Annotated in this window: 10 protein-coding genes; 6 read left to right on the top strand and 4 right to left on the bottom strand. The window is 50.5% G+C overall.

Annotated elements, in window-relative coordinates; translation table 11 throughout:
* Positions 1 to 407, top strand: a 407-nt coding sequence (locus tag BGK46_RS17700) for a hypothetical protein (RefSeq protein WP_217492714.1), incomplete at its 5' end; no start/stop codon positions are given.
* On the opposite strand, the gene BGK46_RS01385 is transcribed toward BGK46_RS17700, so the two are convergent.
* From BGK46_RS01385 to BGK46_RS01375, 3 genes are all read right to left on the bottom strand, one after another.
* On the bottom strand, positions 345 to 2,591 hold the full coding sequence (locus BGK46_RS01385) for a CehA/McbA family metallohydrolase (RefSeq protein ID WP_069586690.1): 2,247 nt from the start codon (positions 2,589 to 2,591) through the stop codon (positions 345 to 347). The genes BGK46_RS17700 and BGK46_RS01385 overlap by 63 nt on opposite strands.
* 430 nt (positions 2,592 to 3,021) lie before the next feature.
* A complete protein-coding gene (recC, locus tag BGK46_RS01380) occupies positions 3,022 to 6,402 on the bottom strand; it encodes an exodeoxyribonuclease V subunit gamma (protein WP_069586688.1) in 3,381 nt (1,126 codons plus the stop codon).
* 134 nt (positions 6,403 to 6,536) lie between these two features.
* On the bottom strand, positions 6,537 to 7,220 hold the full coding sequence (locus tag BGK46_RS01375) for a DNA-3-methyladenine glycosylase I (RefSeq protein ID WP_069586686.1): 684 nt from the start codon (positions 7,218 to 7,220) through the stop codon (positions 6,537 to 6,539).
* Between the two features lie 83 nt (positions 7,221 to 7,303).
* Here BGK46_RS01375 and BGK46_RS01370 point away from each other — a divergent pair, with 83 nt between their 5' ends.
* The 4 genes from BGK46_RS01370 (at position 7,304) to pheA (ending at position 11,059) form a co-directional block, all read left to right on the top strand.
* Positions 7,304 to 7,612 carry a YebG family protein gene (locus BGK46_RS01370; RefSeq protein WP_069586683.1) on the top strand — a complete coding sequence of 103 codons (309 nt, stop codon included), beginning with the start codon at positions 7,304 to 7,306 and terminating at the stop codon, positions 7,610 to 7,612.
* Between the two features lie 225 nt (positions 7,613 to 7,837).
* Positions 7,838 to 8,869, top strand: coding sequence for a 2,3,4,5-tetrahydropyridine-2,6-dicarboxylate N-succinyltransferase (dapD, locus tag BGK46_RS01365; RefSeq protein WP_069586682.1), 1,032 nt, complete (start codon positions 7,838 to 7,840; stop codon positions 8,867 to 8,869).
* A 396-nt stretch (positions 8,870 to 9,265) separates the two neighbouring features.
* Complete coding sequence (gene hpf / locus BGK46_RS01360; RefSeq protein ID WP_069586681.1) at positions 9,266 to 9,616, top strand: ribosome hibernation-promoting factor, HPF/YfiA family; 351 nt, start codon at positions 9,266 to 9,268, stop codon at positions 9,614 to 9,616.
* Positions 9,617 to 9,874: 258 nt separating this feature from the next.
* Entirely contained in the window at positions 9,875 to 11,059 is a 1,185-nt protein-coding gene (gene pheA / locus BGK46_RS01355; RefSeq protein WP_069586679.1) for a prephenate dehydratase, read from the top strand.
* A 78-nt stretch (positions 11,060 to 11,137) separates the two neighbouring features.
* On the opposite strand, the gene BGK46_RS01350 is transcribed toward pheA, so the two are convergent.
* Positions 11,138 to 11,911 (bottom strand): 5'-nucleotidase, lipoprotein e(P4) family, encoded by a 774-nt coding sequence (locus BGK46_RS01350; RefSeq protein ID WP_069586677.1) that lies wholly within the window; start codon positions 11,909 to 11,911, stop codon positions 11,138 to 11,140.
* A gap of 394 nt (positions 11,912 to 12,305) precedes the next feature.
* Here BGK46_RS01350 and BGK46_RS01345 point away from each other — a divergent pair.
* On the top strand, positions 12,306 to 12,639 hold a 334-nt coding region (locus tag BGK46_RS01345; RefSeq protein ID WP_139130699.1), incomplete at its 3' end, for a transposase.

Genomic DNA, 12,639 nt, shown 5'->3' with positions numbered 1-12,639 from the left:
TCTCTGGATGGGGTGCCAGGCTTCCCCAGTTACTGCACTGGCTCCCTGTCAGAGACGCCACCCTCAAGCACTTGATAGGTCTGACTGAGTATTGGACTTCACGCTATTTTGCACGCTTACCCACCTATCAAGCCGAAACAGGTTCACTTGCGTTGTGTGCCTCTAACTTCCTATCGCTTCCTTCAGACCCTGCCGTTGGCCAGCAACGCCCTTGCGAGTCGGATTATCTTCCCCTCAGTCGGGGCGATTCAGGTTTCTTTCAACCTGACGGGTTTGCCAGCTTCGCTGGGCAAACAAAAAAGGCCAGCATGGCTGGCCTTGGTTCATTGATTGAGACTCGAGGTTTACGACTGAAGCCACACTGGGTTAGTCCATGCCGTGCTGCCGTCTTTATCTTCCACTTCTAAGTTGATCCAGCCCTCTGCATCCGCAGGAATAGGCAGTGATAGCTCAAGACGCTGTGTGCTCTCTTCAGGGTTAATGGTAATGCTGTTTAGCACCTCACCACCTTGACCGATTAAACGCACTTCTTTGAGACCATCCGCGGCGACCACGTTAATATCCCATTTATCACCTGCCTTGGCGGTTTCACCAAACATGATGTTTTGTGGGTACAAGATTGGTCCCTGCGTGGCATAGCCGTGACCGGCTTTTAACGCTTTGGCAAAGGCGAGCGGCGTCAATTCGCCGTCAACGTGCGCCATCATACGAATACGACCGGTGAGCTGGTTCCACGCATCATGGGTATCAGTACCCGCGGTGAGATACATGGCTTCGCCTTGATCCCAAAGCTTGTGCGCTTTTTCAAGCGTCGGCTCGTTATCGACACGTGCGTTAAGTTCCATCAGATCGAAACGGTCGGTCTTACCGCCCGGCACCGCATCCTTAGCGATATTGGTGAAGTAGCCATAATCGTTATATGGATGGTTCATCGGCACCACTTCTGCACCCATATCATGTGCAGCATCAATCAGAGTATGTACGTCATCAGTACCCGGATCGACCGTCAGCGCAGCGCCATTATCGATAGGAAATGGATTCATGTGACCCCACGATGGCGAAATCTCAATCGATGGAATGAAAGGCACACCACGTTTCGCTGATAAGTCAGCAAATACTTTGTGATTAATGGTGGAGTCGTGATCACTGATAAAGGTCAGATCCAAGTCGGTAGCTAGCTGAGCACGCACCACGATTTCTGGTGGGGTTACCCCTTCCAACACATTACCGTGGTGGTGCAAGTCAGCGCCATACCAATGGTTACGATTTGGGAAGGTAACCTGAGGCACTTTCACCACTTGTTGGTTGGTTTTGCCCGACTCGAGCGTTACATCCAAGGTTTGTGATTCTGCGGTAAAGCCCGCACCGGCGTTAATGCCCAGCTTATACTCACCCGGGGCCAGTTTTAGCTCAGCATGGCCGGCTGGCAGCAAGTCAGTGAAGAAGGTGCGTTTACCCAAAAATTCAACCGGTGGCGCTTGGCCTTCAATGATAGTCACACGCGCATCCTTGGATACACCAGAGGTCGCTTCTTCCACGTTAAGTGCAAGCGTCGCTGGGCTTTTCAGCGATGTGAAGTCCAGTGTCTGCTCACTGTCCGCACTCACGGTAATAGATTGCGGCTGGCTGTTCGCATGGCCGGTTGCCGTGCCGTACACTTGGTACTTGCCTTCTGGCAAGGCCATGCTGTACTGACCATCTTTAGCAAGCGTCCACGCGTAAGGGTGGCCGTCTTTTTCAATCATCACAATCGCATCGGCAGGCACGTTACCATTGTCGGCGCGAAGTTGGCCGCTAATGGTGCCCGTCGCTTCGCCATGACGCTCAGCTTCGGCTTTAACAATCGGTGCCATATCGCCGTTTGGAACAACCTGCAGCTTTGAGTCAAAGGTACGGGTTTCACCGGCTTTAAGCGTGTGGCCCAAATACATGTCGCGGCCATTGTATTTGATGCGATCAAAGTAAGGCGCATGCAACGCAAACGCCCAATCTCGGTCATACGCGACCATGCGATCGGCAAGGGCGTTATCCGCCATCGCTTCTTCATTGCCTTCAAGGCCCGGCACTGCGAACTGATAACCCGTATCCGGCCAAATCGTGTGACCTGATTCCAGCTCAAGGTCGTCTTCGCCTTGATTGCTCATCACGGTTTTCAGCCCAATCGAATCAGAGCCCGCTTCCAAGGTATACCAAGTGGTAATGTCGACCTTGTCGAAGTTACGGCTCACTTTGATCACCGCTTTATCATCGCTGTCTTCCACAATCTCAATCGACTTACGCTCGTTCGGCCAAGCCGACCAGCTGTTGGGGATGAAATCTGCAAAAGCGACTCGGTCTAGATCAATTTTGCCATTTTTCACCGCCGCGAGATCCACCAAGGTGCCACGTGGCACACCCCACGGTGGCGCAGACTCAACCGCCAATGCAAACGCGACATGCTCGTTTTTTACGGTGATGTCTTGGGCGTGCGTTGCCTCGCCGTCGGGAATCGCCGTTTTACCCTGTGTAATGCTGACGTCGGCATGCGCTGAGGCACCCAACAGTAGTCCAGACACTAAGGTCGCCACCGCACTTTTTGAGAATTTATGCATGAAGGCACATCCTTTTTTTCATGGTTTGTTATATGAATTTTCGATGACATTGTGCGTTAACTTAATTACACGTTCAAATAAAAAACCAAAAAAATCCATCAACAAACCCCAACAAAGGTATGCACACTAATTTTATTTAACCAGACAATTTACTGATATTTATAAACAAAATTATATAACCAACCCAAAAAATAATAGAAAAACGAATGTTTAGACCACGAATAAATAAATTCATTAAATACATGCTTTTGACTAATAAACAAACAACAAAGTGATAACAATTTGCTCTATTGGCGTCTCACGATGCTTCGCATTTAACCGTCTTGTTCATCACGCTCCTAAAAGAGGTATCGGTTAAATATTCTTTTTTTACGCATAAAAAAGCCAGACAAGACGTCTGGCTAATAAGGTACGGCAGGAAGATAAGACGCTAACGTTTTTGTCGCTGCGCTAGCATCGGCATTAAGTGGCGATCGCCTGTAGCTAACAGCGCCTGGCCGAGGCTCTCTCGCCATTGCGGCCAAACACGGTAGATGTAAGGATCTTGCCCTTCGCCAGGATTAAAGCCCCCCACAAACGTATCGCGTATCGCTTTTAGGGCTTTGTCTTGGCCGGTTTCACTGTTATCAAAGCCTTTTTTGCCATCTCGGGCTTTTATCCCCGCTCCGACTGAGCTTGGCAGATAAGTAAGCGGCTGGTTGAGGCCATGTTGATAGTCTTCAACCAAAGCTTGTAAGTGTGCAAGCGCGTCATCTTTGCTGAGTGGGGAAAACTCGATGGTTTCTTTCACCCCCACCAATGTACTCGACACGGCTTCGCCCATCGCGCATTGGCATAAATGATCGATCCATACCGCAAGCTGATGACGCACGGTCAGATCGCCGCAATGAAAGCGGACCAAACAGTCTTGATAACGCCGGTTGAGCCAACCTTGCAATTGCACCTCACCCAACGCAGTGGGAAGGGTCAGATTAAGCTCAAGATCGGGGCGCGGCGCGGCGAGTAAAGGCGTTAAACGTTGGTACATATCACGGATCACCGTGACTTGCGAATCCAAGGTCAGTTCGCCAAAGTACGCCAAAGGCAACTTGCCCTGCCCACGCTGTCGAGCCATAAAATCCTGCACACTTTGGGGACTGTCATCGGTTTCAATAAAGTGCGCTAACAGCTGATCGCGTAGTTGAAAGCGGTGCAAGGTATCTAAGGTAAAGGGTTCAAATTCTTCTAACGGCGCTTCTAACTGCTCAAAGAAGACTTTCAAGCGGCGTTGGAAAAAATAGCGCACGGGCAACCGCCAAAAGCGCTGCAATTCAGCCAACTCAATCACAGGATCCTGGTGGCTGTCCGGATCAGGGTTTAACGCATCGCCAATAAATGCCGGCAGTTGTGTCCCTTGTCCTTGAGCAGCTGGTAGCCACTCTTGTGCATAACTTCCAGCACCGGAAAAGGCATCAGGGCTAAAGGGCGTTAGCGGATGGAACTGGATAAGTTTTTCTTCCAGCCGCTGACGTGACTGCGCTTCGGGTAAGTCGCGGTCACCGGCCAAACAGTAGCCTTGGGTACAATATTCAAGCAACTCGGTGACCAGTACCGATGGGACTTTTAAGCTGTTGTCTTGCACTGAGCGACCGACATAACTGATATACAAACGCTGCTGTGCTGACTGCAACGCTTCTAAAAACAGGTATCGATCATCGTCGCGGCGAGAGCGATCTCCCGCCCGCGTGCGTCCCACCATAAAATCAAAGCCGACACTGGGCACTGTGCGCGGGTACACGCCATCATTCATCCCAAGCAGACACACCACATCAAAGGGAATGGAGCGCATCGGCATCAAGGTACAAAAGTTGACCTGGCCGGCCAAAAAGCGCTGGCTGACTCGCTCGTTATTGAGGCGACCATTAAAGTAATCGCGCACCACGGGCAAGGTTAGCGTATGGGTAAAGGCGGCATCGCTGAGCTGCGTTAGCCAACTGTCTAACTGAGTACGGATCAATTTGACCGCTAACTCTTCATCCCCTTCAATGGCGAAGCAGTCATCCAGCATTTGGGTCAATCGCGCCACCCATGCCTTGCCATCGCATTCAATCGCCAACTGCTGCTGGTAGTAAATTAAGGTGTCGATAAACAATCCTAAACGCCCGGCCAGCTCCGCATTAAGTCCTTGGACTTCATCATAAGGGACGGTGTCTGCAAACAAGCCAGCCTCACTCGGCATCGCGTAGCCGAGTAACATACGTTTCAGGCCAAATAGCCACGTATTTTGATACTGCTCGGGCAAGGCAAATTGACTCGCGGTATGGGTATCAAGCCCCCAGCGAATGCCGGTTTCTTCCACCCACTGCTTAATCTGATCAAACTGTTGGCTGTCGATGGCAAAACGGCGCGACACCGCCGGCACCTCAAGAATTTCCAATAGCTCCGCCGCACTGCATCGACTATCAGGCAGGGTGAGCAGACGCAAAAAGGCGGCTAACACCGGGCTTTCTTGATCGGCGCTGCGATCTGAGATGGAAAACGGAATAAAACGCTCACTCGGTGCATTACCAAACACCGCTTGAATGGCGGGGCTGTAGGCATTGATATCCGCCACCATCACAATCACATCGCGGGGGCTCAGTGATGGGTTGGCCTCAAACATCGCCAGTAGCTGATCGTGCAGCACTTCGACTTCGCGCATCGGGCTGTGACAGGCATGAATTGCAATCGAAGCATCATCTGGCTCGATTTCTGTTTTCGCCGCACTGGTTTCAGTCTGCTTGGGATCGCCCGGCTCATTCAAATCCAAAATATCGGCTTGGATGTGATGCAGAAGATTATCGCGAGTGACCTCAACAAAGCCGCTATCAATCTCATTACAGGCCATTTCCGAGAGCAGCAGTAAGTTATCGCGCCCCAGTTTTCCCATCGACGCCAACAAGCTATTCCCTACTTCACCGTGCTCAGGCTCATCAAGCCCCAGTGCCAATTGGCTCTCGGCGGGGATGTCTTCAATTCGGCTGATTTTATCCCGCGCTAATGCGGCACGTTTAGCCAGATAGCGCTTGTCGCGAATATCGCCCCAATAATAACGGCATGGATTGGTGAACATAAAATGCACCTCCACATGATCGCCCAGTGCTTGCAACGCATCCAGATAGCGTGGTGGGAGCGCGGAGATGCCAAACACAAAGACCCGCTCAATATCAGCCAGTCCCTCAGGTTTGTGCTGATGATTGGTTAAGGTATCGATAAACTCTTGATACAAGTTGGCGCGATGATAAGGCGATTGACCCAACGCCAAGGTGTGATCGTATAAGCGGCGCCACAGTTTTTGCTGCCAAGGCTGCACATCGTCAAGCTCGGGGACCGGTTGTTCTTGCTCCCATGCCAGCACCCACTCGGGGCGATAGACCAAATACTGGTCGAAAATATCGGCCACTTTTTCGGCCAGCTGGTAAGCACGCTGCTGATCCTGACTGTCTTCCAAATACACGGCTAAATCAGCGAACTCTGGCGCATCCAGACAACTGGGTAAGATATCCATCAGCTTCCATGTCATCGCCTCTTTATTGAAATCACTGCGCTCAGGCACGCCATCCAACACCCGCACAAACAGCTGCCAGATAAAGGTAGCGGGAAGCGGGAATTCGACGTTAGCGACAATCTGCTGCTCATTGGCGAGTGCCATTTTTAACCACTGCGCCATGCCGGGGCTTTGCACCAGAATAAGTTCTTTTTGAAAAGGGTCAGACAGCGGTCGCTGTTGGATCAGGGAGACCAACAAGGACTTCAACAGATCGAGCTGATTAGAGTGATAAACAGTAAACACAAGGCGCTCACATGGGAAAGATAACTGGCATCGATTGTGGCCGATTGCCGTACTAAGCGCAAACCGCTATCGACACGCCGCGACCTCGCACACGACTTGCTAACCGTGTGATAGCACAGCAAATCGCTGCGCGTTTAAACGCGATTGTCACCCACACTGAATGCGATCAGCTGGCTGATATGGTTCAGTGAACGACCCGACTCTTGTTGCCACTCATTAAATGCCTGTTGCGCCGCTTGCATCGCCCGCTTGGTCTCTCGGCCGCTATCAACGATTTTAGTCGCACGCAGGTAGTGCTCGATATCGCGGGTGAACAAGAAGGTGTCCTTGCCCATTCGGCGCAAGGTATAAGCACCCGTATTACCACCTAAACGCTTACCGTGCTTTTTTAAATACTGCCATAAACCGACAATATCTTCGCTGGGCCAATCGGCGACAAACTGGCTAAAACTGCCGTGCGATTGCTGCACGCGGTGGATCATTTCCGCGTTGTGCGGAATGGTCATCACCTTGGTAAGGTGACGAATAATCGCTGGGTTGGTGGCTTTTTCTTCCCACATTTCCGGCGGCATCAGCAGCATTTTCTCAATATCAAAGCCCCAGAACACCTCTTCAAATCCGGGCCATTTTTTACGCACTACCTGCCAACTAATGCCCGATTGAAACACCTTCTGGCTAAACGCCGCGAGCCAGCGATCATCTGGTATCTCACACAAGGCATCATATTCAAGCGGTGCCACCAGCATATGCTCTAACGCACGTTGACCGCCTTTGCGTTCGGCGGCACGTTGATAAATAGTGCTAAATTTTTCTCTCATGTCACAATCATGGCAGGGTCAGTAGACAATGGCCCTTATCGTACTGTATAAAAAGACAGTAAATCAACGAAGAGAGGGTGATTATGGCCGTTATCGTCAAGTACGTGGTCGAACGCGAAGGAGAAGAAAAGATGACATTTACCTCCAAAGCCGAAGCCGATGCCTACGACAAAATGTTGGACATGGCAGACGCCTTGTTCGATCTGATTGAAGAGAGCAAACTGGTAGACGACGAAGAAAAGCGTGAAGCCTTGTCGCTATACCTAGCTGAACATAAAGACTCTGTCCTCGAAGCGCTGGGCGCCAAGCGCAAGGCGGCAAAGAAAAAGCCGGCTAAAAGCGAGACCAAAGCGGACACAAATAGCGACGACAAAGACGCCGACGCAGCCTAATGTTGTGATTGCTGACCCTTTTAGGATCCGCGAAAGAGCAAGCCCAGTGGCTTGCTTATTTTATGCCCGCCCCCTTCACCACCTATGCATTAAGGCGCATCGCTGCCCCGACCTGTGCGGTTTTTTCGTCAGCCGCCGTTTGATCGCTTCCAACCACTGCCGCTTGTCTTTAAGATGAAGCGTTAGATGTTTTAAGCCCAAATATACACAAGGAGATCTTCCCCGATGGCAAGCTTTGCTCTGGCGCTAGGTACAGCGACCAAAAACCAGGACGGTAAAATCATTGAGGCCTACTTCCCGGCACCGCTACTCAACCCGAGCGATGAGCTGGTTAACGCACTTAGCGCCCTCACCGACTATACGTCGGGTAACCAAGTGATCGAGGTGGCGCCTGAAACATGCGGTGCGATCAGCGAAGCCTTCTCAGCGGCTGACGCCTCTCAAGCGGCAACCTTTGCCAATAAAGCGCAACAAACCACACAACCCTTGGTACTGGTGATCCTCGAAAATGACATCAAGCCAGCGTCAGTGGCGGAAGGCTTCCTCAAGCTTCAACTGATCTCACACCGCTTAGTCAAACCACACGGTGTGGTACTTGACGGACTCTTTGGTCTGCTACACAACATTGCTTGGACCAACCAAGGCCCGATTGACTTGCCGGAACTGCCTGAGCGTCAAATGGAAGCTCGCCTGAAGGGCGAAACATTGACCGTTGAGTGCGTGGATAAATTCCCGAAAATGACCGATTACGTGGTGCCTGCTGGCGTGCGTATTGCGGATACCGCCCGAGTGCGTTTAGGTGCCCATGTGGGCGAAGGTACGACAGTGATGCACGAAGGCTTTATCAACTTCAATGCCGGTACTGAAGGTGTCAGCATGGTTGAGGGCCGTATCTCTGCAGGAGTCATGGTCGGCAACGGCAGTGATATTGGTGGCGGCGCATCAATCATGGGAACCTTGAGCGGCGGCGGCCAGATTGTCGTTTCGATTGGCGAAAACTCACTACTCGGTGCCAACGCCGGCCTTGGCTTCCCATTGGGCGATCGTTGCACCATCGAGTCAGGCCTGTATGTCACCGCAGGTACCAAAGTCACCATGCTCGACGCCGACGGGAATGCGGTCGAAAGCGTTAAAGCACGTGACTTGGCGGGCAAAGCCGACCTCCTGTTCCGTCGTAATTCAAAAACAGGTGCCGTTGAGTGTTTGACCAACAAGAGTGCGGTTGAGCTCAACCACGAGCTACACGCCAATAACTAATGCTTTGATTATTTATCAGCGCATTATCAGGCGGCCATCATGGTCGCCTTTTTTATGCCCAGTTTGCTTGAGCCACTCTCGTTTCACCGCAGTGCACCAAAAAGCACAAGCTGATTTGTGGCACATTTTTAACCACAGCGAAAAGTAGAAAAACACATAGGCGCGACGCGGCCCTGACTGGCGGGTAAATCAGCATTCGTGACCTCTCCCAAGGTAGCATTTTTGTCTTTAAGTTCAAGGGATTTCATGCTTAACAAATGTCAGGATCCGTGAAGGCTCACAGTTCAACTTTTCGTTTTTTCTCCCCCCTTTAAACTTGAGCCAAGTCACGTTATCAAAGGAGGAAAGCGGTAATCTGAATATGAACCTAATACAGGGGAACAAAGAGGAACGAGTATGAGAGTGGAAATTGCAGGCAAAAACATCGAAATCACTCCCGCCATCCGTGAGCGCATCGAAAGCCGCTTTGATAAGTTGGCCAAGTGGCAGGTGGCACTCATCAATCCTCATGCTGTGATCAGTAAGGAGCCAAACCATCAGTTCAAAGTAGAAGCCAAAGCAGGGTTGCCAGGATCAACCATCGTGGCCTCTGCAGAAAGCGATGACATGTATAAAGCGATCAACGAGGTGGGCCAGAAGCTCGAAAAGCAATTAAATAAGGTCCAACACAAAGGCGAAGCACGCCGCAACGACAAATCAACGGCAACGGTTGCAATGGAAGAAAATGCAGCCGACGAGGAAATCTAACCCGCATTGCACTACCTCACCCGCTAAACATGTCAGCCCCGCCCCCGCGGGGCTTTTTGGTGCTTGACAGCATCCCCCGCTGTCAATATGGTTAATTGACACGCAAACATAACAACCAAGGCCCTATGCTGATTATTGCTCGTTTCTTTCGCTTCTTTTTTATCTCGCCTGTGCGGGAGGAAGCGTGCTAAGCCTTAACAGCATGGCGCTCTAACCTCCCAACCGGGAGGTTTTTTTGTATTAGAACAAGGATAATGTATGCCAGACACGCCACTTTCACTGGACGAGATCCGCACGCGGATCAGCCAGTTAGACCACGAATTGCTGACTTTACTGGCCGAGCGCCGCCGCCTCAGCGTGGATGTTGCGAAAAACAAAATCGCAATTCAAAAACCGATTCGCGATCAAGCGCGAGAACAAGCCTTATTGGAAAAATTGGTCAGTGATGGCAGCGCTCACCAACTGGATGCCCATTATGTGCTGAGTATTTTCCACACCATTATTGAAGACTCGGTGCTGATCCAGCAGCGTTATCTTCAAGCGCTGGCCAACCCCGACAATCAACGTCCGGTAGCTCGGGTTTCCTTTTTAGGCAGCCAAGGTTCGTACTCCTATCTCGCCGCGCGCCAGTACTTTAGCCGCAAGCAAACCGAATTAGTGGAAATGGCTTGTGACAGCTTTAAACAAGTGGTCGAAACGGTAGAAACCGGCCATGCCGACTATGGCTTATTGCCTGTCGAAAATACTAGCTCAGGATCGATCAATGAAGTGTACGATCAGCTGCAGCACACCCGGCTATCTATCGTTGGCGAGTTAACCCTTCCCATTGCTCATTGCTTACTGACCGTTGGCAACCAAGATCCCAGCCATATTGATACCCTATACGCGCATCCCCAGCCTCATCAGCAATGCAGCGAGTATGTCGATACCTTAGGAAAAATAAATAAAGTGTACTGTTCAAGCACCGCTGACGCGATGCAACAAGTGGCAGATTTAAACCAACCTAATGTAGCTGCCATCGGCCATGCCGCCAGTGGTGAGTTGTATGGCCTCACGGCAATCAAAACAGACATAGCGAATCAGCAGCAAAACTACACCCGCTTTATTGTGGTGGCCCGTAAGCCGGTGAAAGTGTCCAAACTTACGCCTGCCAAAACCACGTTCATTATGTCGACGTCGCAGCAAGCAGGGTCTTTGGTGGAGTGTTTGATGGTATTGCGAGAGCGCGGCATCAATATGACCAAGCTCGAATCTCGGCCCGTGCTCGGCAACCCATGGGAAGAGATGTTTTATGTCGATGTTGAAGCCAATATGGCCAGCGATGTGATGCAAAGTGCACTGGACGAGCTCACCACCCTGACCCGTTATCTAAAAGTGCTCGGTTGCTATCCGTCAGAGACCATTTCTCCCACCGAGGTATCGCTGCCGGACAGCAACGACTAACTAAACTATCCATTGCCCACAAATCAGTTGCCCATAAAAAAGCCCACAGTGTGGGCTTTATATCAGGCAATCGCGCGACTATTTATACTCGAATGGCGCATCCCAGCCAGTGAGTTTGGCTTGACTCCAATCGCCGTACATAGCGTTTGGCAATACAATCCAGTCTTGACCAAAATGCTTAGCATGTTTGCTCACTAAGGCACGTTGTTGCTTAAGATCCGCATCACCAAACTCGCCAGAAAAGTCATGCAGAGAGTCGCCTAGCTGCATCACTAAGGTATGTTTGCTCTCGACAATTTTACGGCGTTCGGCTTTAGGTGGACCTAAGAGTAAGACATGGTCATCCGCAACTTGCGGCAAGGCCAGTGCTTTCAACGTCGCCAAGGTGTCTGATTTATTTTCTTGATAACGATCAGAGACATAATAAATCGCCACATCATGTTGGTCGGCAAAGTCTAAAAATGCTTTTGCCCCAGGAATAAGGCGTGGCTGCCCTTCGCGCTCCCAGTGCTTCCAAGTATCCCAACTGGTGAAATCGTGACAGGCCTGCATATCTCTGACTAGCAAGGCACCATTATCAATAATGGTCTCATCTAAGTCTGTCATGATGGCTAGGTTTGCATTCTCGCCATGAGATTGGATTTGTTGCTCTAAACGGAAAGTGGCGAGTTCAAACGTTTGACGCTGCATCGCAATCACTTCTGCGGATTGCTGCTGATAACGAAGCCCCATTGCATATTCAGCCTGTTCACAGCCAGCGCCATCTTGCGCAACCGCATGACCCGATGTCATGAATGCTAGGCTGGTGAACGCTGTGGCGACAGCAATATTGCAGTATCGGGCGATTCTCATGAAATCATCTCCATTGATGTGTGTATGTAAGCTGCAAGCCCTCCTCACAGCAAAGTTACAAGTGTAACTTTAAGTTACACTTTTCATCATAATGTATTTCTATATCATCATCAAACAGCACGAAAAACCACTTATAAACTGCATTGATGGTCTTTATCACCAATAATTAGTTAAATATCGATAGTTTCAATGGTCATGATTTGCAGCATCGCTGCGCTCTAGTTGAATGCAGGAGAAGTCTGTAAGCACCGACGTATTACCTTTCAGGGCTCATCGGCGGCGGGACCGTATCACGCAAAAAGCCCACGATGTGGGCTTCAGACTGCTGACAAAGGTCTAGCTTTCGAGCTAGACCTTTGATCTAATAGGAGTGTTGCAATAGGGATGCTCCGGTATGCTTCAAGAACCTTCTCCACACCAATATGAACTTGAAATGGTGACGATGGAACAACTTGTTCCCAAAGACCATCTTGTTCGTAAAATCGACCGCGCCATCGACTTCGAGTTTATTCGAGATGAAGTCGCTCACCTTTATTGCAAAGATAATGGCCGTCCACCCGTTGACCCCGTTCGCTTATTTAAAATCATCCTGCTTGGCTATCTCTTCGGCATCAAAAGCGAGCGCCAGCTTGTTAAAGAAATTGAAGTCAACGTTGCTTATCGTTGGTTCTTGCGTATGTCGCTGACAGAGAAGGTCATCCATGCGTCTACGCTGAGCCAAAATCGAT

Source organism: Salinivibrio sp. SS2, from assembly GCF_001722075.1.
Classification (GTDB): Bacteria; Pseudomonadota; Gammaproteobacteria; order Enterobacterales; family Vibrionaceae; genus Salinivibrio; species Salinivibrio proteolyticus.
Note: the sequence above shows the minus strand (reverse complement) of the source record. Positions and strands in the feature narration are given on the sequence as shown.